This is a genomic window from Sulfuricurvum sp. (genome assembly GCF_019163035.1).
Classification (GTDB): Bacteria; Campylobacterota; Campylobacteria; order Campylobacterales; family Sulfurimonadaceae; genus Sulfuricurvum.
The window spans coordinates 20,897-44,360 of record NZ_JAFLKV010000050.1 but is presented as its reverse complement, the minus strand read 5'-3'; the positions used below and the strand labels follow the sequence as shown (position 1 = coordinate 44,360).

The 23,464-nt window shown below is 38.7% G+C and carries 26 protein-coding genes and 2 tRNA genes; 12 read left to right on the top strand and 16 right to left on the bottom strand.

Annotated features, from left to right (window positions below; genetic code table 11):
- Positions 1 to 213: 213 nt before the first annotated feature.
- Positions 214 to 1,314 carry a DNA-processing protein DprA gene (locus JZU62_RS04755; protein ID WP_295012416.1) on the bottom strand — a complete coding sequence of 367 codons (1,101 nt, stop codon included), beginning with the start codon at positions 1,312 to 1,314 and terminating at the stop codon, positions 214 to 216.
- Positions 1,304 to 3,460 (bottom strand): RecQ family ATP-dependent DNA helicase, encoded by a 2,157-nt coding sequence (locus tag JZU62_RS04750; protein WP_295012413.1) that lies wholly within the window; start codon positions 3,458 to 3,460, stop codon positions 1,304 to 1,306. The genes JZU62_RS04755 and JZU62_RS04750 overlap by 11 nt, the downstream gene beginning before the upstream one ends.
- Before the next feature lie 260 nt (positions 3,461 to 3,720).
- Between JZU62_RS04750 and JZU62_RS04745 the strand changes: the two genes are divergently transcribed.
- Entirely contained in the window at positions 3,721 to 3,972 is a 252-nt protein-coding gene (locus JZU62_RS04745; RefSeq protein WP_295012412.1) for a type II toxin-antitoxin system RelB/DinJ family antitoxin, read from the top strand.
- A gap of 86 nt (positions 3,973 to 4,058) precedes the next feature.
- Entirely contained in the window at positions 4,059 to 4,370 is a 312-nt protein-coding gene (locus JZU62_RS04740) for a DUF2442 domain-containing protein (RefSeq protein WP_295012411.1), read from the top strand.
- On the opposite strand, the gene JZU62_RS04735 is transcribed toward JZU62_RS04740, so the two are convergent.
- The 3 genes from JZU62_RS04735 to JZU62_RS04725 are packed head-to-tail and all read right to left on the bottom strand — an operon-like array spanning position 4,346 to position 7,867.
- The gene (locus JZU62_RS04735) at positions 4,346 to 5,452 is read right to left on the bottom strand and encodes a hypothetical protein (protein ID WP_295012409.1); all 1,107 of its coding nucleotides are present in this window, start codon (positions 5,450 to 5,452) and stop codon (positions 4,346 to 4,348) included. The genes JZU62_RS04740 and JZU62_RS04735 overlap by 25 nt on opposite strands.
- Complete coding sequence (locus JZU62_RS04730; RefSeq protein ID WP_295012407.1) at positions 5,433 to 6,959, bottom strand: VWA domain-containing protein; 1,527 nt, start codon at positions 6,957 to 6,959, stop codon at positions 5,433 to 5,435. Before JZU62_RS04730 ends, JZU62_RS04735 begins: the two co-directional genes overlap by 20 nt.
- Positions 6,956 to 7,867, bottom strand: a complete 912-nt coding sequence (locus JZU62_RS04725; protein WP_295012405.1) for a VWA domain-containing protein — start codon at positions 7,865 to 7,867, stop codon at positions 6,956 to 6,958. The genes JZU62_RS04730 and JZU62_RS04725 overlap by 4 nt, the downstream gene beginning before the upstream one ends.
- 102 nt (positions 7,868 to 7,969) lie before the next feature.
- Here JZU62_RS04725 and JZU62_RS04720 point away from each other — a divergent pair, with 102 nt between their 5' ends.
- Genes JZU62_RS04720 through JZU62_RS04710 form a run of 3 tightly spaced genes read left to right on the top strand, consistent with a single transcriptional unit; the run spans position 7,970 to position 8,954 of the window.
- A complete protein-coding gene (locus JZU62_RS04720) occupies positions 7,970 to 8,431 on the top strand; it encodes a DsrE family protein (RefSeq protein ID WP_295012403.1) in 462 nt (153 codons plus the stop codon).
- Between the two features lies 1 nt (position 8,432).
- Positions 8,433 to 8,624 (top strand): hypothetical protein, encoded by a 192-nt coding sequence (locus tag JZU62_RS04715; RefSeq protein ID WP_295012401.1) that lies wholly within the window; start codon positions 8,433 to 8,435, stop codon positions 8,622 to 8,624.
- A 54-nt stretch (positions 8,625 to 8,678) separates the two neighbouring features.
- Positions 8,679 to 8,954, top strand: coding sequence for a hypothetical protein (locus JZU62_RS04710; RefSeq protein WP_295012399.1), 276 nt, complete (start codon positions 8,679 to 8,681; stop codon positions 8,952 to 8,954).
- On the opposite strand, the gene JZU62_RS04705 is transcribed toward JZU62_RS04710, so the two are convergent.
- From JZU62_RS04705 to JZU62_RS04675, 7 genes are read right to left on the bottom strand one after another with little or no spacing between them, the layout of a single operon-like run.
- A complete protein-coding gene (locus JZU62_RS04705) occupies positions 8,951 to 10,156 on the bottom strand; it encodes a hypothetical protein (RefSeq protein WP_295012397.1) in 1,206 nt (401 codons plus the stop codon). The genes JZU62_RS04710 and JZU62_RS04705 overlap by 4 nt on opposite strands.
- A complete protein-coding gene (locus JZU62_RS04700; protein ID WP_295012395.1) occupies positions 10,146 to 10,793 on the bottom strand; it encodes a response regulator transcription factor in 648 nt (215 codons plus the stop codon). Before JZU62_RS04700 ends, JZU62_RS04705 begins: the two co-directional genes overlap by 11 nt.
- On the bottom strand, positions 10,794 to 11,081 hold the full coding sequence (locus JZU62_RS04695) for a DUF3240 family protein (RefSeq protein ID WP_295012393.1): 288 nt from the start codon (positions 11,079 to 11,081) through the stop codon (positions 10,794 to 10,796).
- Positions 11,081 to 14,137, bottom strand: coding sequence for an efflux RND transporter permease subunit (locus JZU62_RS04690; RefSeq protein ID WP_295012391.1), 3,057 nt, complete (start codon positions 14,135 to 14,137; stop codon positions 11,081 to 11,083). The genes JZU62_RS04695 and JZU62_RS04690 overlap by 1 nt, the downstream gene beginning before the upstream one ends.
- Positions 14,137 to 15,186 (bottom strand): efflux RND transporter periplasmic adaptor subunit, encoded by a 1,050-nt coding sequence (locus tag JZU62_RS04685; RefSeq protein ID WP_295012389.1) that lies wholly within the window; start codon positions 15,184 to 15,186, stop codon positions 14,137 to 14,139. The genes JZU62_RS04690 and JZU62_RS04685 overlap by 1 nt, the downstream gene beginning before the upstream one ends.
- Complete coding sequence (locus JZU62_RS04680) at positions 15,186 to 16,370, bottom strand: TolC family protein (protein ID WP_295012387.1); 1,185 nt, start codon at positions 16,368 to 16,370, stop codon at positions 15,186 to 15,188. Before JZU62_RS04680 ends, JZU62_RS04685 begins: the two co-directional genes overlap by 1 nt.
- Positions 16,367 to 16,726: a hypothetical protein gene (locus JZU62_RS04675; protein ID WP_295012385.1), complete on the bottom strand. Its 360-nt coding sequence runs from the start codon at positions 16,724 to 16,726 to the stop codon at positions 16,367 to 16,369. The genes JZU62_RS04680 and JZU62_RS04675 overlap by 4 nt, the downstream gene beginning before the upstream one ends.
- Positions 16,727 to 16,883: 157 nt before the next feature.
- Between JZU62_RS04675 and JZU62_RS04670 the strand changes: the two genes are divergently transcribed.
- Entirely contained in the window at positions 16,884 to 17,636 is a 753-nt protein-coding gene (locus tag JZU62_RS04670; RefSeq protein WP_295012383.1) for a transporter, read from the top strand.
- 19 nt (positions 17,637 to 17,655) lie between these two features.
- On the opposite strand, the gene JZU62_RS04665 is transcribed toward JZU62_RS04670, so the two are convergent.
- The 4 genes from JZU62_RS04665 to JZU62_RS04650 all read right to left on the bottom strand — a co-directional run bounded on the left by JZU62_RS04665 (position 17,656) and on the right by JZU62_RS04650 (position 20,047).
- Complete coding sequence (locus JZU62_RS04665) at positions 17,656 to 18,543, bottom strand: cation diffusion facilitator family transporter (RefSeq protein ID WP_295012381.1); 888 nt, start codon at positions 18,541 to 18,543, stop codon at positions 17,656 to 17,658.
- Positions 18,544 to 18,609: 66 nt separating this feature from the next.
- The gene (locus JZU62_RS04660) at positions 18,610 to 19,014 is read right to left on the bottom strand and encodes a DUF350 domain-containing protein (protein WP_295012379.1); all 405 of its coding nucleotides are present in this window, start codon (positions 19,012 to 19,014) and stop codon (positions 18,610 to 18,612) included.
- A 41-nt stretch (positions 19,015 to 19,055) separates the two neighbouring features.
- Entirely contained in the window at positions 19,056 to 19,640 is a 585-nt protein-coding gene (locus JZU62_RS04655; RefSeq protein ID WP_295012420.1) for a pentapeptide repeat-containing protein, read from the bottom strand.
- An 8-nt stretch (positions 19,641 to 19,648) separates the two neighbouring features.
- Positions 19,649 to 20,047: a thioredoxin family protein gene (locus JZU62_RS04650; RefSeq protein ID WP_295012418.1), complete on the bottom strand. Its 399-nt coding sequence runs from the start codon at positions 20,045 to 20,047 to the stop codon at positions 19,649 to 19,651.
- Between the two features lie 122 nt (positions 20,048 to 20,169).
- On the opposite strand from JZU62_RS04650, the gene JZU62_RS04645 reads away from it, so the two are divergent.
- From JZU62_RS04645 to JZU62_RS04620, 6 genes are all read left to right on the top strand, one after another.
- A tRNA-Lys gene (locus JZU62_RS04645) sits at positions 20,170 to 20,245 on the top strand.
- A 21-nt stretch (positions 20,246 to 20,266) separates the two neighbouring features.
- Positions 20,267 to 20,341: transfer RNA gene (locus tag JZU62_RS04640), tRNA-Glu, on the top strand.
- Positions 20,342 to 20,572: 231 nt separating this feature from the next.
- On the top strand, positions 20,573 to 21,151 hold the full coding sequence (locus tag JZU62_RS04635) for a hypothetical protein (protein WP_295012377.1): 579 nt from the start codon (positions 20,573 to 20,575) through the stop codon (positions 21,149 to 21,151).
- Positions 21,152 to 21,167: 16 nt separating this feature from the next.
- Positions 21,168 to 21,611 (top strand): hypothetical protein, encoded by a 444-nt coding sequence (locus JZU62_RS04630; protein ID WP_295012375.1) that lies wholly within the window; start codon positions 21,168 to 21,170, stop codon positions 21,609 to 21,611.
- 260 nt (positions 21,612 to 21,871) lie between these two features.
- Positions 21,872 to 22,738 (top strand): diguanylate cyclase, encoded by an 867-nt coding sequence (locus JZU62_RS04625; RefSeq protein WP_295012373.1) that lies wholly within the window; start codon positions 21,872 to 21,874, stop codon positions 22,736 to 22,738.
- Between the two features lie 12 nt (positions 22,739 to 22,750).
- Positions 22,751 to 23,431, top strand: coding sequence for a response regulator (locus JZU62_RS04620; RefSeq protein ID WP_295012371.1), 681 nt, complete (start codon positions 22,751 to 22,753; stop codon positions 23,429 to 23,431).
- Positions 23,432 to 23,464 lie beyond the last annotated feature (33 nt).

Below are 23,464 nucleotides of genomic sequence, written 5' to 3'. Positions count from 1 at the left end.
TACCTTGTTTCTTTTTAGGTTTCTATTTGTGTAGCGACTTATCTCGTCATCCCGTACTGGATACGGGATCCATCTTCGGCATTTTATATCTTCCTCTCCTATATCAAACCCAACTCTTCGCTGATGAGTTTGTATAAAAAAGCTTGCTAATCATTAGATAATTTAGTTGATCATATTAAAGCTTTTACGTAAAATGCCTCACGCTTAATGTTTTTAAAATAGACTCAATTGTTTTGTTTCATGTTTGTAAAAAAATACATTAAGATTTCCTTTTTTCTCTTTTTTTATAAAAGGCAAATTACTTAAATATAATGAAAATTTTCTGCTATCAATATCATAATTTATTTTTTCCTTAATTTCTGCCGCTGTCAGAGCTACATCTTTAATGGCTTTTTTTATTTTATCATCAAGTGATATTTCATTACTTTGATCTATTTCTATTGGATTGCCCTTGATGTCAACGGCTTTCCCACCTTTTAAAATCAATAAATCATTTGCATTATTTTCACTTTCTTGAGGCTTTCTAATATATATCGTTCTCTCTGCTTTTAATCCTTCCAAAACACCAGACCAAGTACCACCCTTAGTATCAGATTGAGCAACATATATCTCTTTTGATAATCCATATATATATTTATTTCTTCCCATAGCAAGACCGGTACTCCATCCAGCTTTTGGGAAAAAAGCACTTACTATCAATAAATTTCCATCCACAATACTTTTATAATATTTCTTCATAAACGAGGATGCTGTTAAAATGCCTTGAGGTAAAACCAATATACTATGACCATTTGCATTTACACTCTTTTCCAGTGCTGCCTCATCAACCCCTTTTGCTCCACCACTCACAACACATTGATATTTTTTAGTAGCATTGATTGCAATATTTTTTGTAAACTCTAAAGAGATATTATCAGCACTTCTTGAACCAACAATTGCGATTGTATCCTCATTAAAAAGGTTTTTATTCCCTTTGATGTAAAGGAGTGGAGGAGAAAATTTTAATTTCAGATTATCTTTTAAAATCTTTGGATATTCACTTGAATTAAACGGAATAAGTTCATATCCTTGACTTAACATATCTTCGAGTAAAAAAGCATAATTAGCTAACTCTTTACGTGCTTGTTGTAAATCACCTATCTCTTTAGCATCAAGATTGAATGTTTTACTCCATTCATCATATGAAAGGTCAAAAAACATTTCAAATGTCATTTTTTGATGATGTAAAATATCAACAAGTAACTTATTTATTTTTAATGTTGTCCATCTCGGCAAGTGGGCAAATAATATCCAGTAAACTAAATCAGTTTTCAATATCTCCTCCTACAGTTTTTGCTATAACTAGAGGTGCAATAACCCTTGCACCTTTTTTTGTAAGCATTTTACCAATTTCTTTCATTGTCGCACCACTATCAAAAATATCATCTATAAGTAAAATCGATAATCCATTGACATCAGTATCTGTCCAAAAAGCATCTTTTATATTTTCCGTTTTTAATGCTCCATTTTGAAATATTTTTTGCTCTTTAGTCTCTTTAATTTTTATAAGTGATGCAATAGGAAGTTTTAAAGTAGAAGCTATTTTATTTGCAAAATTTTCTACAAGTTTTCCTGATTTTGTGGGAGGAACAAACATAATTAAATCAAATTTTTGCTCTTTAAAAGTTTTTCCAAAGGCTCTTAAAGTTTGTTGTAATAATATTATAGGGTAATCACCACCATTCTCATATTTACATTTATGGATTATTACTCCAACATTTGAGAAACCATAATATGATGAAGCTACACCATTAATAAGCCTTAGTTCACTATAAGCTTCTAGCATTAATTCATCAAATATTTTTTTATCAACTAAACTCAATCTAACATATTCACTGTCTGATAACAATTGATTATTTAAAGATACATCATATTCTTTATCTTTAACATATTTAATAATATATTTCTCTTTTAATTTTGTTTTTTTAATTGAAACATCTAAAACTGGAAAATAATTTTCTTGAAATCGTTTAATTTTTTCATTATCATTTTCGCTCATTGAAAATTGATTTTTATTATGTAAACAACTATCACAAATTTCACAATTATCGAAGTTAGTATCTCCTAAGTAGTTGCACAAATAAAGCATTTTGCATTGATCAGTATCAATATATTCAAGCATTTTATTAAATTCTTCCAATCTATGATTTCTTAAAACTTCAAATGAGCTAAAATCAAGCTGTGGTGCATTATATAGATATTCATATTTTTTATTTTTATTTTTTATAATAATTTTTTGATCGATTAAATCTGCTAAAATAGTTGTTACTTGCTTCTTTGTTAAATTAGTTTTCTTTTCAACATTTTTTTCGCCTAATGACTCTTGTTTTAAAGCATTTATAACTTTTCCATATTTTTCAAAAGATGGTCTTGCCCCATTAATAAAACTTAATGGTAGCTCTGTATCATTAGGGTTAAAAAGTAAAAATATTTCAGCAGTTTTTCCATCTCGTCCTGCTCTTCCAATCTCTTGATAATAATGGATTGGTGATTGTGTTATTTGCGTATGAATAATAAACCGTATATCTGATTTGTCTATGCCCATGCCTAAAGCATTTGTAGATATGACAGCTTTAAACTTATTATTCATCCACTCTTTTTCAACCGATTTTCTACTATTACTATCTAATCCTCCATGATAGTAAATTGTATTTAAATTTTCACTTTCACACCATTTCGAAAAAATTTCTGCATTACTTCTCGTTCCTGTATAAACAATACCATTACCATCAATTCTTTCAAGATAGTTTGAAATCCAAGCCATCTTCTCTTCCTCACTATTTACATGAATGACATTAAGTTTTAAATTTTCACGAAGTAAATCACCACGAATGAGTTCAATATCTCCACCAATTTGATTTTTTATATCTTGTGCTACAGTTATTGTTGCGGTAGCAGTAGTAGCAAGGACTGGTATATTTGCGGGTAGTATCTGCATTAAGTTAATAATTCTTCTGAACGCTGGTCTAAAATCATGTCCCCAAGAGGATATACAGTGAGCTTCATCAACTACAACAAACGATACATTCATTTTTGATACCGATTCTTGCCATATACTATTTTCTTGTCGTTCAGGAGCAATATATAAAATTTTCAGTTCATTATTAATGGCTTTTTGAATTGTAAGGTTGTTTTCATCATCAGTTTCGCCACTATTAATTAACCCGACTTTAATACCTTTTTCATTGAGAGATTTTATTTGGTCTCTCATCAAAGCGATTAAAGGGGAGAAAATTATTGTTAAACCATCAAATTGAGTGGCTGGAAATTGAAAAGTTAAAGACTTTCCAAATCCCGTTTTTTCTATTAGTAACACTCTCTTTTTTTGTAATATTCTATCAATAGTTTTCCATTGATCATCAAAAAAATGATCGAATCCAAAAATTTGTTTTAATTTTAATTCTGCTTCTTCTCTATTCATCATTTTTCCTTAATGATTTTTGCACAACTTCAACCCATAAATAGACTAATTTCATCCAAATTCCTAATTTTGTTTTTCTTTTTTTGGGATGGATCCCCTGGTCAAGCCCGAGGATGACAAACCGTCCGTTTTACCCTTCGACTAGCTCAGGGCGAACGGCAAAATTTATATGTGTTTTAATGGTATCTTTTATGCCCTTAATTCATCGAAATTCTATTTTGCACCCCATTTGTGGTACAATAATAAAAAAGGAGTTTGCCATGCGTACCAGTACCAGCATCCGAATCGACAACGATGCAAAAGAGATTGCTACCGCTGTGTTGAAACAATACGGCATGAGTCTGAGCGACGGTATCAACCTCTTTTGTAAACAAGTTGCCCTCACCCACTCCATCCCTTTTGAACTCAAAGTTCCAAGCGAGCGGATGAAAATAGCCCTCCAAGAACTCGAAGAGCGCAAGGGTGAAAAATTCACCTCTATGGAAGCGTTAAAACGAGATTTACTCTCGTGAAATACGATATTTTTCGGACGGCATCGTTTAAAAAAGGGTTTAAAAAACTACCCAAAACAATCGAACCTCTAAAATAGGAGACAAAAATGATTTTAGAAGTGACTGACGCACACTATGCAGGTGATTACAGAATCAAACTCGTATTTAATCAAACCATTGAGCGATTGGTGGATTTGAGTAGTGAATTAGAGGGAGAGATATTTGAACCGTTGCATAATTTAGAGTTTTTTCAATCTTTTTTTATTGATTGCGGTACGATCAGTTGGAGTAACGGAGCTGATATTGCCCCTGAATATCTCTATTTTATCTCCAAAAGCAACAGTACCGCTCCTACCGATCATGAAAAAGAGATAGAAGAGAGTGTCCGATCTCTTTACACGCTTGAGCGCGCGGGATAAGCGTCTAACCTTTTCTTCGCTTCACGCAAATCCAGTGTTCCCGCTTCGAGTTCGGCGATAATCGGCTCGTACACCCTCTCCCCTGAGAGAGCGAGAAGCATCACAAGTTCTTTGGAGGTTTTGGCATCATCGTAAAACTGCTTTCGTTTTCTGCGAGGTCGCATCTTCCACACTCTTCGTGCAACTTCACCCAACACGACCCCTGCAAGCACCAGTGATCCATAGAGAGCAAAACGAGCCAAAGAACTCCAATCACGCAAAGCGGGAGGATCGAGGAGGTTGGTGCGCTCGAATCCTTGTGCCACTTCGATCGCTACCGCCTCACTATAGAGCCGTTTGATCTTTTGGCTTTGGGTATCAAACACCTCGATAGAGATTTTCGGAATCACAAAACTTTGTTCACTCACGAGGGCGAATTCCTGACGTATCTCCCCCGAAAATCCAGCCGTATCGAGGGTAATGTCACGTGTCGGCTCTTCGGCGAACACATTGACGCCGCTGATGTTTAGCTCATACGGGATGTATTGATCGAGATTCCCGCGTCCACGGATATAGAGGCTCAGATGAACCGGTTCGTGAGCCACCACACTTCGTTTATCGACTCTCACTTCCAAAGATAGCTCTCCGCTGAGTGCCGCTGCGTTGGCTTGTGCGGCAATCAGAACTTTGGGCAGATGGGCACTCTCATCATCGAAATCGTATTTTTTGACGTTATCGCGACCGATGGAGGCATTCTCGATCGATGCAAACGTCGTATGACGCATCAGCGCATCCAATGCAACCTCAACGCTCCCCTCTTGGGTCGGGGTGATCAGTACATCAAAGGTCTGTACCCGTTTCCCCTCCACGATCCGATCACGCTGGGTTAAGATAGAGGCTTTATAGCGTTCATTTCCGCTCGGTTGAAACGCAATCGTATAGTCCGCCGCATTGGTTGAAAAGGTACACTCATACCGCACCACACCGCTTTGCTGGACGTAGAGACTTTGCGGCGCTTCGAGCACCTTCCACTGATAGGTTGCCCCCCATCCGGACACACTGAGAATCATCAGCGCGACTAGCCTACCAAGGCTTCGTTTCATGGACACTCCTTTGATTGATCAATTCATACTGTTTGGAACTAAGAGCGGCTTTGCCCTGCGACGTAGAAAAACGGGGATCTGCTTGCGCCTTTTTCCCTGCATCTCCCGCACCGGAGGAGGCTATATCGCTTTGCATATTCGATGCTCCCCCCTCTTTGGTTTTTTTCCCCTCACCCGTGGGTTTGTTCTCATCCGAGGTGAATTGATCTTTTTTCTCTTTACGGACATTGAGCGATTTTTGCTCTTGCGCTATGGCAATCGCTTTTAGATTCTGATCGGCTTGGCGGCTATAGCGCAGTGTTAGCGATTTGAGCAGTGCTTGACGAGCGTTTTCAAACTCGCTGAGGCGGATATGAGCGTTACCCATATTGTAAAAGATTTTGGATTTGAAGATCGGATCATTGGATCGGACCTGGCGATACACCGCCAGTGCTTCGGCATATTTTCCCCCTTTGTAAAGAGAAGCCGCACGATTAAACTTCCCCTGTGGGGAATCGATATGATAATACCACTGAGCCGAACGTTCATAATTTCCATGAGAATACTCATATTTTCCTAAGGTTTGATAGGGATAATCGAGTACTCCCGCATGGGCACTCATACCTACCAGTGCGAGCAAAGGGATAAGAACTTTACTCACCCTCTCCCCTACACTCGTATACGCCAGTACAAATGCGATCAACGCCAGCACCAGAGGAAAATAAAAAAGTTCTTCATAGCGTGTCACTGTAGATTCGCCTGCAAAATCTTCACTCCGTTCACGTTCGATCCACTCGATCACTGCGTCCGCATCGGCGCCATCGATCACTTTCCCCCCGCTTTGTTCAGCGACGGCATTAATCGCATCGTTGCGTGAACTTACGACGATATGCCCCTCTTCATCTTTGAGCGAGCCGTTTTCGCTAGGCAGAGTGCTGCCACCTGATGTGGCAAGCATCACGATACACACCCTCAGACCCTTTTCCTCGGCATACGCAGACTCTTTTTCATACGAGAGTTGATCTCCTCCGTCGGTAAAAAGGACGAGCAACGGGTGCTGTGCATGGGACATTTTACGCGCCAATTCCAACGCACTCATCACCTCTGTCCCTTTGGTGATAATCTGCGACTCATCGAGCGAGCCGAAGAGGTGTTCGAGAAGTTCGGTGTCTTTAGTCAGAGGGGAGAGGATAATCGCACTCGTCGTATGGGCAAGTACCCCGAAGCGATCTTTTCGATCACGTGCAACGATTTGTTTCAAAACCTGCTTCGCCGCATCCAGACGTGTGGGTGCAACGTCGGTCGCCCTCATCGAATACGACACATCGACGGCTAAGATCACATCGCTTCCCGATTCTTCGACGCTGATCGGTTTTTCTGGTATTACGGGACGGGTGAGGGAGAGGATCAAAAAGAAGACACTCAGCGTAAGCCAAAATTGCTTATGCCAGCCATAGCAACGTGCCCCCCAGAGATAAAGGGGGAGGAGGATAAGAGCATATAGCCACATCGGAGATAACAAACTCATCCTTTGACCCTCCTTCTCCAACCTAACCACAGGACAATGAGCAATGCCCCTGCCACCGCGTACTGAAAATAGTGTTCAAAAAAGGTGTGCTCGGCACTTTTAATGCGGGAGCGCTCCAGCGTATCGATCTGATCATACACCGCTTTGAGTTCCTTTTCATTGGTCGCGCTAAAATACTCCCCCCCGCCATCACGCGCCATTTGGGCTAAAAGTTTGCTATCAAACTCCCCCTTTTCACCGATCCCGATGGTGTAGAGTTTTATCTTAGCTTTTTGCGCCATCGCTACCGCCTCTTTGGGGGAGATCGCACCGCTGTTATGCTCTCCGTCGGTGAGGAGGATAATCACTTTGGATTTGGCTTTGGAATCTTTGAGCGCTCTCACCGCCTGCGCTACCCCCTCGCCGATAGCGGTATTTTGCCCCGCCATACCGTGACTGAGGTAGCCAATCATCTCGGCTATAATCTCTTTCTCATAGGTCACGGGGGTCGCGATAAAGGCAAAATCCCCAAACACCACCACCCCGACGTTATCTTCACGCCGTTTCATGACGAAATCGCTTGCAATTTTTTGGACGATCTCAAATCGTGTAGCACGGCTCTCATCACTACCAAATCCCGAGGCATTCATCGACCCGCTGGCATCGAGGCTTAGGACGATGTCGATCCCGTTACGATTGCGCGGATCGGAAAAATCGACCACGACGGGAGTCGCCAACGCCCCCACCATCAATGTCACGGCAAGCGCTTTGAGCAACCACTCAAGATTTCGCCATTTACTAGGATTGCCGAAAAATTGCAGATGGGGAAAATAGCGCTTTTGGGGGATGATTTTGCACGCGTACAGGCAATAGAGGATGGGAGGGAGCGCTAAAAATGCCCACGCAAAATCAAATGACCAGATATTCATGAGTCGATTATACCGATTTGAAGATTAAGTTTATTGAGATTTTTTCGTTATTTTTACACTCTTCATCTATAATCCTTTTTAATTTCACGAAAAGGCTCATCAATGAAAAAATTATTCCTTACGCTCGCACTATGTGGGATGCTATTTGCCGAAGAAGGGGTTAAAAAAGTGGTTTTTGATCTCACCAGTGGAAAAATTGAAGCTATTGAAAAAAAAGTTTTAAGCGGTATCGCGTTTAACAAAACCCATTACGAGAACAACCTCGAAAAACTCGATGTCGCCGTTGTCATACATGGTGATGCCTATAAATTTTTTATCAACGATCTGAAAAATTCTCCTTATAAAAATGATACAATCCTCATCAAAGCCCACGATCAACTCGGCAAACGGCTCACCGCAATGACAAAAAATTACGAAGTGGAGTTCATCATGTGTGAATCAGGAATGAAGAGCAAAAAAATCGATAAGAACACCCTCTACGATTTTGTGAAACTAACCCCAAGTTCTACGATCGGTCTCATCGATAAACAAAATGAACACTTTGCGTACGTGCCGATTCATTAAAATGGTAACTAAAATCATTCTACTTATTGGATGCATTGCTCTAAGCACCTCATCCTCCGCACAAGAGTTGGAGGATATCTTCAAAGACGGCAAAGTGAGCAGCCAACTCAGTGCTTTTTGGTACGATGGAGACCGCGAACTTCGGATCGACCGAACTGCCCTCACTCTAGAACGAAGGGTGAGTGGAGCCTGATCGCTCTATACACCCGTATCGGCGATCAAAGCTTACTAGGTACGGGGGGACGGTATGAGAAAGATGGGATGGGGAGCCTTTATCACCTACACCGATCTGCAAATCGACGGAGAGCGTGAAAATGCTCGCGCGGAAGCCTACGGCGGAGTCCTCACCTATCGACCCGATTCGAACGAGTGCAACATCGATGCGACCTATCAGCTGTACAAAGAATTTCGTTTACGAACTCGTTTAGCCACCATCAACTATGACAGTGAGAGTACATCGCTGTATAAAAACAAAGCGTATGATGAGACCAATGTGAGGATTATTGCCGATTATCTATTTTAAAATACTAATTCGATTCGAAAATACTCTTCGTCCTGTGTAATAGTATACGTAAATCCTATTTCTCGACTCAACCTTTTTAAAATTTTTTCCCCTATCTTGGAACTGAATAAGTATTTTTCAGCACCAATACTATTACCTATCCATATTTTTTTCATGGTTGGATCGGATCCAATCTCTACAATGGTATTCTCGTTGGCATAGGTAATCGCATTTTCAAGCAGTGCACTAAGGACTTTTAAAAGTAATTTTTCAGAGACTACAATCGAAAAGCTCTCCCTAGGTAATTTCAACACTAACTGTTTACGCTGAATCAAAATGCCCATTTTAGTCTTCAGATTTTTGACCGTTTGAACGACATCAACGATACTTTCTTCTTCAAAATCAGAACCTTCCAAAAATAGTATATTTTTAAGTTCAGCTGTTAACCGTTGTAGATCATGTCCTAAATCATCCGTAAATTTTTGTTTTTCATACTTCACATTGTTCTGATATACATCAAGACGTGAACGCATCAAAGCCAACGGGGTTTTTAACTCATGCGCTGCTTCTTTAAATAATTCTGCCTCTTTACTACGAAAAACCTCCAAACGGTGAATGAGCATGCTAAATCCTTTCGATACTTCGGCAATTTCCGTGCCCGGATTATCAAGGGAAAAATCAAACGGTTCTTTGCTGTTCCACTCTCGTGTTTTTTGCGCTAAAATTGATAAGGGCTTCATATAATAATCAAGTAAAAAAATACTGATCAGCAAAATAACCAATAATGAAAACAGATAGCGTATGAGAAGTTTGTGGGCATATTTATGAACAGACACATTAACTTTTTCACTATCACTAATAGCATTAATGTAATATCCATTAGAAAGAAGATGTGCTACTGCAATTTGTGTTTGCTGACGAAAATAAGGGGTTTTCGTGATCACAAACTGAAGATGACTTGCTTCTGATTCTTTTAAAACCATCTCAGTATGTGGAATAGAATATAAAAAAGCCAAATCACTTTTTGGTGTCAAAGGAAAGTGAATATATTCCTCTGTACTCTCAACCAAAACGTGTTTAAGTACTTTTTCTAAATCAGCAACCTTCTCTCCCCTAATTGTCTCCGATGCTACCATCCAATTGAGGCTGAAAGCGATAGCAATAAGCATTGAAAAGACAAATGATATTTTGATCTTTAGTGATTCTGCCCACTTAAATTTCAATGAGATAACCTCGCGTTTTTATCGTTTTAATTATCGATGGATGCAGCTTACGACGCAAACGACCTACTAATTCATCAATAGCATTTGGAGTAACATTTTGAGGATTATCGTAAAGTGCATCCATGATTTCGTCACGCGAAGCGACAGAATTATGGTTTAGAAGATAAAACAGTAAGGTATGCTCGTTTTTGGAAAGAACAATCTCGGTTCCCTCTTTTTGAATACTTTGACGAACAAGATCAAAGTCAAAACCCTGAAGATGTAAAATTTTTGGTGAAAAGCGACGTGAAAGAGCAATGATGCGCGCTCTTAGTTCTTTGACATCAAACGGTTTTTCGAGATAATCGTCTGCCCCGAATTCTAATCCTTGCACCTTATCATCGACGCTTCCCAGTGCACTTAGAATCAGAATAGGCTGTGATGGATTTTGTTGTTTGGCATAGTGAATCAATTCTTTCACACTATCTTTACCATGAAATGTTCGATCCAAAATGATCACCCCATAAGTGAATGCGTCAAGGTGACTCTTTACCTCATTTAGTTCACTCACAGCATCAACAAGCCACCCCTCGTTTTGCAAAGAGTACCTTAACAACTCCAAGAGCTCTTTTTCATCGTCTGCAATCAATATTCGCATTTATAGCTCTTTTAACCCATTCATAAATATTTTGATAGTTTTATCTTTTAATTCTCTTTTTATAGCGGCAGAAAGGACTACAGCTTCTGCTTCATGTAAAAAAAGACGAAACAGCCCAAAATCTCGTCTTGCACTGACTTGCTCTTCGGCACTTACTAAAAAGGCTCCGGCACTGTAGCGTTTACAAGGGAAAAAATAAAAATCATCATATCCTTCTTCTAATAACAAATCAACTAATGTGTCTTTATTCGTGATTTCAAAGTAAATATCCATTCCGTTTAAATACATTATTTTCCCCTTTTATAAATCATTTTAAAGGCAGGCGGCAAAATAAGAAGCGTTAAAATAGTAGATGTCACTAATCCTCCTAATACAACAATCGCCAGCGGTTTTTGTATTTCACTCCCGACTCCTGAGGCAAACAGCAACGGCAAAAGACCTAAAGCAGCAATAAAGGCTGTCATAAGAACCGGTCGAAGCCGTCTACGTGCCCCCTCCTGTACTGCATCATCAATCGAATAACCATTACCCAAAAGGGTATTGAAATAGCTGACCATTACAACCCCGTTGAGTACTGCAATTCCAAAGAGTGCAATAAATCCGACAGATGCCGGAACAGAGAGATACTCTCCGCTGAAGTACAATGAGATGATACCTCCAGTTACTGCAAACGGAATATTGAGCAAAATAAGAGCTGTAGAACTCACTGAACGGAACGTAAAGAAAAGAATTAGAAAAATAACCCCTATGCTGATCGGGACAACCGTCATTAGCTTAGCAGCTGCACGCTGCTGATTTTCGAACTGTCCCCCATACACAATATTATATCCTTTAGGAAGTTTGACATTGGAATCGATTTTTTGTTTGGCTTCTTCTACAAATCCGACCAAATCACGTCCCTCAACATTAGCACGTACCGTACTGTATCTTTGTCCGTTTTCACGATCTACTTTCAAAGCTCCCTCATTGGTTTCAATTTGGGCAACACTGGAAATAGGAACTGAGAAACCTTCAATCAGCGGAATTTCAAGAGATTTAAAAAGTTCCATATCCTGTGAAATTTCACTCTCAAATCGCATCAATACCGGGATTCGAGTGTTTTCGATCGAAAGTTCATCAATCGTAACTCCTTCCAAGGCTGTTTTCAAAAAGAGTTCGAGCTCAGCAGTATCAACACCTGTTTTCGCAGATTCCGTTCGATTCGGCTTTACACTAAGATAATTCACCCCTTCATTAAGTGTCGTAAATACTTCGGATGAGCCATTGATTCCATTAAGAGTATCAGCGATATTTTGACTGAGCTCATTCAGCTTATCAATATCACTTCCATAAATCTTGACCGCCAAATCACCTCGTGAACCTGTTAACATCTCAGAGATTCGCATTTCAATCGGTTGAGTAAAACTGAAACTGATCCCCGGAAAATTTTTAAGTGATTCTTGAATTTTACTTTTGATTTCCTCTTTATTTTTAGCTTCCCACTCTTCTTCGGGTTTTAAGGTAATGAACGTGTCCGTTTGATTTAGCCCCATAGGGTCAAGTCCGAGTTCATCGGATCCGGTCCGTGCAACAATCGTTTGAATCTCCGGTACATCTTCTAATATTGTGCGTTGTATTGCAAGATTGAGTTCTTTAGATTTTTCAAGTGAAATGGAAGGAGGAGTTTCAATTCCTAAAATAATATCACCTTCATCCAAAGTCGGCATAAAACTTTTCCCCACAAAAGCAAACAACGAAAAGCTCACAATTAAAAATACGATAGCTCCACTAAAAAGCACTTTTGTACGTTTCATTGCAAAATCTAACATTGGTGCATAAAGACGGGTAAAAAAGTTTCCTATAAACGTCTCTTTATGCGGAGTATTTTTTAATATCAGAGAGCAAACAACCGGAATGAGTGTTAAAGATAGAAAAAGTGAACCAAACAGTGCAAAAACGATAGTCATTGCTACCGGGGCAAACAATTTTCCTTCTAGCCCTTCCAGTGTCAATAGCGGCAAAAATACAACCGCTATAATCAAAATACCACTGAAAACTGCTGTACTTACCTCTTTTGTGGCACGATACACCTGATGCAATTTCGGAAGTGATGTATCGTTCTCGCTGAGTTTTGCAAAGGAATTTTCAACAACGACAACAGCAGAATCGACTAACATACCGATGGCTATAGCCAATCCTCCCAAACTCATTAAGTTGGCACTTAATCCAAAATATTTCATTAGTAAAAAAGCAATTGCAATTGAAAACGGTAAAATTACACTCACTGCAATCGCCGCACGTACATCGCCTAAAAAAACCATTAAAAGAATAATGACTAATACAATAGCTTCAATCAAGGCTTTGGAAACTGTACCGACAGCCTTCTCAATCAAATTGCTTCGGTCATAGAAAGGGACAATACTTACACCTGCTGGAAGCATTGGTTTCAGTTGATCAAGTCTCTCTTTGATTTGTGCAATAGTCTCTTGAGCATTCGCCCCTTTAAGTGTTAGCACAAGCCCTTCAGTTGCTTCACCCACACCATTTTTCGTCACAAATCCCAAGCGTGTTCTCGAATCATCTCTTACTTCACAAAAATCACCTACTCGAATCGGTCCATTATGCGAATGGATCGTGATATTGGCAATTTCACTCGCATCTTTGACACCACTTTGAACTTTAACCAAATAGCTCTCTTCATTTGTATCTACCCGTCCCGCCCCGTCATTTTTAAGATTTTTTTCCAATGTCTCCTGCAACATACTCAGAGGTATTCCCAAATTTCGCATTGCCGTATAATCAGGTTGCACTACGATAGCACGTGCTTCACCGCCCAGCGCATTAACATCGGCAACACCCTTTGCCCCTCGCAATACCGGACGAATAACAAAATCAAGAAGTTCACGTTTCTCTTTTTGACTCAAATTCCCTTCAATTGTAAACATAAAAGCTTCGCCTAATGGGGTAGTAATAGGTGCCATACCCCCATTAACTCCTTTAGGTAGTGTCGGCAAAAGTGATGCAAGTTTTTCAGAGACCTGTGCTCGGGCACGATAAATATCGCTACCATCAACAAAGTCAATCGTAATATCCGCAATAGCATATTTTGAAGTACTTTTGAGAAGTTTTTGATTTTCAAGTCCCAAAAGCTCTGCTTCCAGCGGCTTAACCACACGGTTTTCAACCTCTTCCGGTGTCATTCCCGGTGCTTTCAAAATAATTTTAACCTGTGTCGATGAAATGTCAGGAAAAGCATCAATCGGTATTTTATAAAAAGAGTAAACGCCATACCCAAATAACGCTAAAGAGAGGAGAATAACAATAAGACGTTGTTTGAGTGAAAATTCAATAATAGAATTAAGCATTATTCAAATCCCAATCCGCTTAACGCACCTTTGAGGGTAATGATCCCGTCGCTTGCAACCATTGATGTCGCATTTAAGCCCTCAGATTTGACAGCTATGTGTTCTTTGTAAATTTTTTGAATTTGAATTGGTTGAGCCTTGAAACCACCTGCTGTCTTAATGAAACAGATATCATTTTTCTTGTATTTTGTAACGGAAGATCGAGGCAATAACATCCATTTATCCATTTGAACAGAAGCGATATAAAATTCCCCTGATGTTCCTGCCCGATAATGATTGTTTGAATTTAAAACAGCTATTGCAGTAGCTGAATTATTCATGACATCAACAGAAGAGGATATCGCCGTGATCCGTCCTGCTTCTACTCCTGTCTTATCACTTACCAATGCCCCTTTATAGATACTACCAATCATTTTAGGGGGGATTTTAATATATGCACTCAGTGCATTGCCGCTGACAATCTTCAGATAAGGGACAAATGGTTCAACCTTTTCTCCCGCTTTGAGCGGTGCGTGTGCCAAAATGCCACTTTGACGTGCCCGTATGGTAAACATCATTCCATTTTTTGGGCGAATATCTGCACCTGAAAAGATAAAACGATTCTCAATTTCAGCTACTTTAGATTTTAAACTCATCACGTCTAAACTACTCTTTTGTGATTCTCGTAATGAAATCACTCCATCTTTGTAGAGAGTATGATCTTTTTGCGCATATTCTTGGGCTAATCTAAGACGATTTCGAAGGTCATTGAGCTCATAACTGCTCGCAAGTAACTCAGATGAGGCTATCGTACAAATCACTTCCCCTTTTTTGACATTATCCCCCATTTGTTTCATTAATTCAGACACAGTAGCTTCAGAACTTAAACTATAATTTTTTGCCCCTTTATCACTGTAATCGAATGTTCCAATAAAAGGTCCCATCGCTTCCGACTGTATCATTCGTACTTGTTCGACCGTAATACCCATTTTTTTCATCTGTGCTTCACTGATCGTGATCTGCGCCATTGCTGCCGTTGCTATCATGAGTAACAATAAACTTTTTTTCATTACCAAACTCTCCCTATTTTCTCTTCTATTTCAGCCATCTCTTGAATGTAGCTTTGTTTCAGTTCGAGTGTGCGCAATCGTGCATCATAGTAAGCATTTTTGGAAGCAAGATATTCAAATTGCCCCATAACGCCCCCGTCATACCCTTTTTGTGCCATTGCAAAAAGAGTCTCATAATGTTTTTCATTTTCACGCAATACGTTAATTCTCTCTTCACGCTCGCCCAAGTGCTCTACCAATCCAGCGACACTGAGTTGAAGCTTTTGCTTACTTACTTCCCGTAAATGAACTATAGCGCTCCGTTCACTCATCAATGCAGCGATTTTGTTCTCATTTTTGCTGCTAAACGCCAAGGGAATCGTGAGACGAAAATCGACACTATTCTGCGTAGGTTCTTGCGTTATTCCGACCCCGATAGATACTGATTCAACAGTTGAATGTCTCACGATTGCGATTGCTCCATCCAATGCTTCAATGCGATTATCCAGTGATTTCAACAATGGAGTCTCTTTGAGACGATCCTCTAAAGCGCTAGATTCTATAAATCTGAACTCCATATCGTCGATAATGACTTCATCCTTCATCATTACCGTTTCTCTCAGGCGGAATTGAGCGTGTTCAGCTTCCATTAGCGCAGATGATACTTCTTGAAGTGTAGCGCGATACTCACTATCTAAACGCAACAATTCTATCTGCGACAACCGTCCGGCTTTGAATTTTTTCTCTCCGGCAAGGTAGGCTTTATAGGAAAAATCACGTTTTTGAACAAGAATCGAACTGCGTTCTTGTTCCAACCCGTACTGAAGCCAATCTCGCTTTAAACCGATTTGAATATGTCCCTTTTGGGCGGCGATTTCTTCCTTTGTCCCTTTTTTCAACAATTCAAATTCATGTTCCTGCGCCGAACGAAGTGATGGATTTTTAAGCGAATAATCCACCATAACCGCATATTCCGTACCACTGTTAATAGGATCATCCCCCTTGATTCTCCGCGACGATGTTTCGATACTCATAGGTTCAGAAGCCATAATGGAAGCTTTTTCAAAACTTATAGTATTAATGCGGCCATTGGACTGAATCATTTTCTCTGAAACAGAATAAGCACGTTCTGAGAGGTCGTTAAAACTGACCCCGTATCCCAAAAACGGTATCAGAATGGAAATGTATCCCCATCCATATTTCATTGGAGCGGTTCCGTTTTTAAAATCGAACCATTAGTAGGATCAACATATAGGCATAACAATTTTGCATTCGTGTCTGTAACGTATATTTGATACACTAATTCCGAAGCAATATCACGCAGTTTTATATCACGAACAATATACTTCTGAGAAGAGAGATGATCACGAATTTCTTCCTCTTTCATTGGAGCTATCGATTGATACCATTGACGTTCTTCCATTTTTTGGACGGGATGATTTTTATGATTTCCAAAGGTATATTTCAGATGTTCTTGTGTTGGAACACTAACTGATGAGCCCATAGCTCCATAGAGCGATATGGAAAGAAATGCTAGAGATATAAATGGGGTAAGTTTCATGATTTTGCCTCATAATAGAAAGATTTATAAATGGTATTCTATGAATTCAGCGTGAGAAAATCATGAGAGACTTGGTAAGAGAAAAAATTGGGAGACTTTTTTAATCTGCTCTAGACTACAATTGGATTAATAATTTTATTATGAAAAAGAAAAAAATATGAAAAATCAATACCGTTTGGTATTCTTGCTAATACCCGCTATCACCTCTTTTGGAAGCGAACATCCTATTGTTGCGGATCGTCCCGGCTTTTCAACAGGAACCCAAACACTTAAGCCTAATACTGTTAATGTAGAGCTTGGTTATCAGTATGCGTTTAATAACCATGATACAAAATTATCATCACATACATTTCCACTAATGGTGTTACGCACGGGTCTTTCAGAAAAAGCTGAATTAGATCTACTTTGGGATGGTTTAAATGTTGATAAAGAAGAACAACCTAATGTAACCTCTAAAGCCGATTTATCTATCGGAGGAAAATACAAACTTTATGAAAGTGCACAATACAATTTTACAGCACTTGGAATCCTCTCTCTTCCAACCGGAACCACTCCCTCAACATCTGATAGTACGGATCCTTTAGTAGGTATTCTTTGGGACTACGCCATATCTGATAACAACACATTATTTGGTACGCTGCTGGCAAGTTCATCCCAAATCGATCACAACAGAGTATACGATACCCAATTCGCTATCGGTACCTCTATTAACCATACCGAAATCATTGGAAGTTTTATTGAAATCTATACGGTAATGCCTTCAGAAGGAAGTTTACATGATATTAGAGTCCTAGATGGAGGAATGACCTATCTTTTGAATAACGATATTCAGCTGGACTTTAATATTGGTGTCGGATTAACAAGATACTCATCTAATTTTATTGGTTTTGGAATCGCTTCACGTTTTTAATAGTAGTATTCTTTATAAATCAAAACTCAAACACATCAATATAAATATCAAGCCTATGGTGAGGAAGCATCTTTTGGATTTTATGTTTAAGTTCTTTGATATCCTGCTCGATTTCAGATCCCAGTTTATCGTCTTTGACATTCATCGAAATCACCAATAAAACTTCCTCAGAACCGATAAACATACTCCGTACCGAATTGATATGGACAAGAACATTGGATTCTTCTTTGAGCAAGTTCTTGATTTGTTTGATTGTCTCACGATCCAAACTTTCACCGACGAGTAATTTTTTGAGTTCAACGAACAACAGCGTCGAAAGCGATAACAGTAAAATTCCGATCATCAAAGCCGCTATCCCATCAAAAATAGGATGAACATACAGCGAAAAAATGAGCCCAAGTGCTAAAATAAAAAGTCCGACCAATGCACCCGAATCTTCGATCAAAACAACCAAAATATGGGAAGAGGAACTTTTTTCAATCGTTTTAAAAATATCTTTGAGTTTTGTTCCGCTCTCTTTGAGGGCAACTTTTAGTGCTCCACCCTCAAGAACTACCGCAAGGATTATAATTCCCACAATAAGCCATGGATTTTGAATCTCTTGGGGATCCATAATTTTGTGAATCCCCTCATAAACCGAGAACACTCCGCCAAGGGAGAAAAGGACAACCGCAACAACAAACGACCAAAAAAAGTTCGCTTTTCCTTGTCCAAACGAATGAGCTTCCGTTTTCCCTCGTGCTGCCTGCTTTTGTCCGAGCAAAACGAGAGCCTGATTACCACAATCGGCGCTGCTGTGGATCGCTTCCGCCAACATTGAGGCTGATCCAGTAAAAAATGCGGCAAGACCTTTAGCTATAGCGATAATACCATTAGCAGCCAAAGCTGCTTTGACACTTTTTGACATTAGTAAGAGCCTTTGGGTTGAAAGCGAGTAGAAATAAGGGGGAGAAAAAGTATCCTATCCATGACTTTAGTAACTCATCGAACCGGCATTGATCAAACCGATAGCAATCGACATAAATGCCATAAAAGCACCGACGGAGAGATCACCGTTACGGATATGTTTCTCAACCGAAAATTTACCGCGCATACGGGTGAGAATAAACGCGAAAATAAGCTGTATAGACATCGCAACACCTGCCCACATCACAAAATCGGTATACGAAACACAATGGACCAATGCACTGTATAACGGAATACTAAGCCCTAACACCGCGCCCCCAAAACCGAGAGCCGATGCGGTATTGTTTTCACCGAATATCATTTGATAATCATCATACGGAGTAACTTTTGCGTAAAGAAAAAGAAACAGACCAAAAACTGCCAATGCGGTGAGAAAGAAAAGACCAAACGAGAAAAAATACTCTAAAAACATTGTTATCCTTTATTTTAGAAGGTAATGATAGCTTAAAACAACTAACGGCACGTCACATTTTCATCTAATATTGCCTCTTCTTTTACTGCATGCTGACATTGTATTTGATTCATTATCACATCACTAAAATGAGTTTCCCACAACAATGTGTTTTTCATCTTTGTAAAGCGCAGATCATTACGAATAAATTTCGATCCTCCAATCTCCGAACCTTGCAAATCAGTTTTTTTCAAAATTGCATCGGTAAAATCGGCTTTCCATATTTTAGCATTGCGAATATCTGCTTTACTCAAATTGCTTTGCTTCAGATGTGTCCCTTTAAAGTTTGCCCCCTTAGCATGAATTCCGCGCAAGTCACTTCGTTCCAATGAAGCTTTCCAAAACACAGTCCCCTCGGCTTTGGCACCGCTGAGATTGGCATCATTGAAATCTCCCATCTCAAACACACTACCGCGTAAATCGGCATAGCTTAGATCACTGCCGTGAAAATCGGATCCGCTAAAGTCGATCTTGCTCAGATTCGCCCCCCGCAGGTCACACTCGATACACTCTTTCTCTTCCAACGCTTTTTTCAGATGCTCCGCATCGTAGGCACTCAAAGAAACTCCCACCAAAAGAACTAACATCAACCCTCTCATTTGATCCCTCGGATATGGTGTAACTCACTCAAAAACGGTTGCGCTCGTTTACTTCCGATGATCGTCTCTTTTTTATTTCCCGCTTTATCGATAAAAAACATCGTTGGAATGCCGAAATAATCGTATCCGTCGGGAAGTTTGCTTTTATGAATGTTTTTCTCGATGACCACGAAATTTTGACTCAGATACCGTTCCACCGTCTTCTCATGAAATACTTTTCTCTTCATATAAGCACATTCAGGACAATCATCGGTCGTATAGATCATCAATACCAATTTGTCCGCACTTCCCATAGACGCAACCGCCGTTTTGAACTGCTCATCATTTTGGATGGTTCCCCCCCAAAGACTCAAAACTACCAAACAACTTAAAAATAGTGTTTTCAATATCGTCACTCCTAGATTCATTAAGTTCTATATAATATCCTATTTCCTCACTTACTATTGACAAAAAAGGTGACAACCGCTATAATTCCCGTCCACAAACTCATATCTGGAAACAGTTTGTTGTTATTTACGTCCCGTTAGCTCAGCTGGTAGAGCATTTCACTTTTAATGAAGGGGTCGATGGTTCGAATCCATCACGGGACACCACTTTTTCAACCACATTTATGTGGCCCCATCATCTAATGGTTAGGATTCCAGATTTTCATTCTGGCCATACGAGTTCGAATCTCGTTGGGGTCACCACTTTTTAAAACAATCTCCTTAAAATACAAATTTTCATAACGTCCATTCAGCCTTCAAATGTAATATAATTAATTTTGTAATGTAGCTTCGAGGTCATCAATCCATTGAACTATTTTAGCAAAGAATATTTCATGTGGTTTTTTATATCCAAGTGCCCATTCAAGTGGTAATTGCAACATAGATGCAACACACCTTCGATAATATTTTAATATAACTAAAAAAGAGGATCCTATGATATATAAATGGATTACACTATTCCTATTGATAAACATAAATTTAAGTGCTGTTGAGATCCCTAAAAGTTTAATTGGCAAATACACCAATCCAGGGGAACAAGCAACTTGTCAGCTTCAGTACACAATTTTACCTCTCACTATCCGAAGCAAAGATATTGAATTTGGTACAGAAGCAGGATGTCAAATATTGCAAGTCATAGCAGAAAGTAAAAATCTATATAACATTTTATTAATATGTTCATCTGAAGGTGAAGATTATAAGCAAACGGTTAAGTTTCAATCAGTCCCTAATGGTATTAAGGTTGGCGACATTTTTTATGAATCTTGTAAAGAAAAGCAAATTCTTGAAAAAACATGTAAAGTAAACGAGGGTCAAGCTGGAGTTACAACATTTTTAAATGAAAAGTTGACAAAACAAGGTTCTTCAGTTAGAGATTTTGAACCATTTATATTTAAAACATCTAAAACAATTAAAGTTAATAAAACAGATGTATTAGTTGGTCAATTGTTTTTTGATGATAAACTATTAGAATCTAAGTCATTCGCGTATGCTGAAGAATGGGAATGCAAATAATTATAAGGATATGAAAATGAACCGCATTATACGTTTATTTGCATTTTTATCACTCTTAGGAATGTCACTTTATGGTTCATGCTCTAATAATAGCAATACTATTTTTTATTGTATGACCAAGAAGGGAAAGCAAATTGAAGTTTGCGATAATAAATCCACTATTGAATACTCTTTCGGAAAACCTAAAACAAAACCTGAATTAGTAATTAATGTTCCTCGTCAACAAGTAACGACTACGCAGTGGAATGGTATGGGATCATTCATGTCCTATTCAATAGATATACCAAATGCAAATACTGTTTATAATGTTTTTTGGGGCGTTGATAGAATGAATGAAAGTCATGCAATTGAAGCAGGTATTAACGTTTTCATAAATAGAAAACAAGTCGCAACAGTTCAATGTAGTGATAAGATTGAAAGTAATATAGAAGGTATTGATTTAGCACCTACTCCAGAATAAAATATGATTTGATACGCAAGGATGTATCGTATCTTTGATTTACTATTAGATTCTGAAGGTGATACCCTCTCATTGGGGTCACCACTATAAAACTTCCAAAAATACTTTTTCAATCTCTTTTTTACCAATTTTTCACTGATTTTAATATTTCTTTCACTTCTCTTTATTCTAAGATTTTTTTATGACTTTTTACCGATACTATACGAGGTCATTAAAATCTCATAATCAATGGTTACAATTATTTTCAAAAGGGAATAAATTTGATCAATAATTCAACGCATTTCGAACAACTCAAATCAGAAATACTGGATCGAAATTCGGTCACTATTACGACTGATATTACCGGTGTCATTGTTGATGTTAGTAAGGGGTTTGAAATGCTTTCCGGATTTGCCCGAGATGAATTGATCGGAGTTAAACATAAACCTGTCCGCCATCCAGATACACCGAAAGAATTGTATGATGATTTATGGAATACCATCAATCAAGGAAACACTTGGTGTGGAGAGATCAAAAATAAAAAGAAAAACGGCACGAAATATTGGAGCAAAGTCTGCATTGAACCACTGCAAAGTAATGATGGCATTCTTGGCTATATTGGAATATATACCAATATTACAGAACAAAAAGAACTCAGTCGAAAAATTGAGATTGATCCTCTTACTGGGATTTACAACCGAGCCAAACTTCATATTTTACTTACTCAAAAAGTTGAGCAAGCTTTTTTTGATAACTCTACATTTACCATTCTCTTTATAGATTTAGATCACTTTAAGTCGGTTAATGATCAATACGGCCATTTAGAAGGAGACCGAATTTTAATCGAATTTTCTGCTCTTATCCGGGATACACTTCGTGCCAGTGATATTTTTTGCCGATGGGGAGGTGAAGAGTTTCTGGTAATTTTGGATCAAACGGACCTCAACACAGCCCTACCAATCGCTGAAAAACTTCGCAACCGTACCTATGAATATGATTTTGCTCTGAATCGCCCTATTACCCTTAGCATTGGAATCAGCCAAGCAAATCCAGATATCCCTATCGGAAATACGATAAAAGCGGCAGATACTGCAATGTATAAGGCAAAAATCCAAGGTCGAAACCAGAGTGTTTTGGGAGAATTCTAATGGGAAGTATATATGTTCAGATCAAATAATTTTACCCTTCTTTATATCGAAAGCGACTCTGAACTCCGAGAAAAAAACTCGCACTTTATCCGTGAAAATGGATTAAAAGTTTTAGAAACAAATAATTCTATAAAAGGATGTGACCTTTTTAGAACCCAAAAAGTGGATATGATTTTAATCGATCTTCAACTCAATAACGAAAATGGATTAGACTTCGTCCGATGCCTTCGCCAAAAAGATGTTTTGACCCCTGTCATTATGACAACTGCGTACAGTAACCAAGAGATGCTGTTCGATGCAATTAACTTAAATACTACTCGTTATCTCCACAAACCCCTTAAAAACAATGATTTACTTGATGCGCTTCATATAGGTGTTAAAACAATTCTTAACTGCCGATCTTCAACCTATACCGTTTTAGAAGAAGGATTTAGCTACGATCCGATTAATAAAACAATTAATCATACCGACGGCAGATTAATACAATTATCCAAAAAAGAGTATTTTCTTCTCGAATTTCTTTTAAATAAAAAACGGCTAATCGTCCCCTACAGTGCTATAGAATCTGTTGTCTGGCAAGAGGGTTTAATGAGTATGGATGCCCTTCGGACATTGGTTCGTGGAATAAGGAAAAAAAGCTACCCGAATATTATTTCCAATGTAAACGGCATAGGATATAAGATTGATTTGTAATACTCTTCTTCTGCATAATGCATTCGTTATAAA

Coding starts and splice junctions, on each gene's coding strand:
- JZU62_RS04750 (WP_295012413.1), bottom strand. CDS start 3,460: ATGAATAGAGAAGAAGCAGAATTAAAATTAAAACAAATTTTTGGATTC.
- JZU62_RS04745 (WP_295012412.1), top strand. CDS start 3,721: ATGCGTACCAGTACCAGCATCCGAATCGACAACGATGCAAAAGAGATT.
- JZU62_RS04740 (WP_295012411.1), top strand. CDS start 4,059: ATGATTTTAGAAGTGACTGACGCACACTATGCAGGTGATTACAGAATC.
- JZU62_RS04735 (WP_295012409.1), bottom strand. CDS start 5,452: ATGAAACGAAGCCTTGGTAGGCTAGTCGCGCTGATGATTCTCAGTGTG.
- JZU62_RS04730 (WP_295012407.1), bottom strand. CDS start 6,959: ATGAGTTTGTTATCTCCGATGTGGCTATATGCTCTTATCCTCCTCCCC.
- JZU62_RS04725 (WP_295012405.1), bottom strand. CDS start 7,867: ATGAATATCTGGTCATTTGATTTTGCGTGGGCATTTTTAGCGCTCCCT.
- JZU62_RS04720 (WP_295012403.1), top strand. CDS start 7,970: ATGAAAAAATTATTCCTTACGCTCGCACTATGTGGGATGCTATTTGCC.
- JZU62_RS04715 (WP_295012401.1), top strand. CDS start 8,433: ATGGTAACTAAAATCATTCTACTTATTGGATGCATTGCTCTAAGCACC.
- JZU62_RS04710 (WP_295012399.1), top strand. CDS start 8,679: ATGAGAAAGATGGGATGGGGAGCCTTTATCACCTACACCGATCTGCAA.
- JZU62_RS04700 (WP_295012395.1), bottom strand. CDS start 10,793: ATGCGAATATTGATTGCAGACGATGAAAAAGAGCTCTTGGAGTTGTTA.
- JZU62_RS04695 (WP_295012393.1), bottom strand. CDS start 11,081: ATGTATTTAAACGGAATGGATATTTACTTTGAAATCACGAATAAAGAC.
- JZU62_RS04690 (WP_295012391.1), bottom strand. CDS start 14,137: ATGCTTAATTCTATTATTGAATTTTCACTCAAACAACGTCTTATTGTT.
- JZU62_RS04685 (WP_295012389.1), bottom strand. CDS start 15,186: ATGAAAAAAAGTTTATTGTTACTCATGATAGCAACGGCAGCAATGGCG.
- JZU62_RS04680 (WP_295012387.1), bottom strand. CDS start 16,370: ATGAAATATGGATGGGGATACATTTCCATTCTGATACCGTTTTTGGGA.
- JZU62_RS04675 (WP_295012385.1), bottom strand. CDS start 16,726: ATGAAACTTACCCCATTTATATCTCTAGCATTTCTTTCCATATCGCTC.
- JZU62_RS04670 (WP_295012383.1), top strand. CDS start 16,884: ATGAAAAATCAATACCGTTTGGTATTCTTGCTAATACCCGCTATCACC.
- JZU62_RS04665 (WP_295012381.1), bottom strand. CDS start 18,543: ATGTCAAAAAGTGTCAAAGCAGCTTTGGCTGCTAATGGTATTATCGCT.
- JZU62_RS04660 (WP_295012379.1), bottom strand. CDS start 19,014: ATGTTTTTAGAGTATTTTTTCTCGTTTGGTCTTTTCTTTCTCACCGCA.
- JZU62_RS04655 (WP_295012420.1), bottom strand. CDS start 19,640: ATGTTAGTTCTTTTGGTGGGAGTTTCTTTGAGTGCCTACGATGCGGAG.
- JZU62_RS04635 (WP_295012377.1), top strand. CDS start 20,573: ATGATATATAAATGGATTACACTATTCCTATTGATAAACATAAATTTA.
- JZU62_RS04630 (WP_295012375.1), top strand. CDS start 21,168: ATGAACCGCATTATACGTTTATTTGCATTTTTATCACTCTTAGGAATG.
- JZU62_RS04620 (WP_295012371.1), top strand. CDS start 22,751: ATGTTCAGATCAAATAATTTTACCCTTCTTTATATCGAAAGCGACTCT.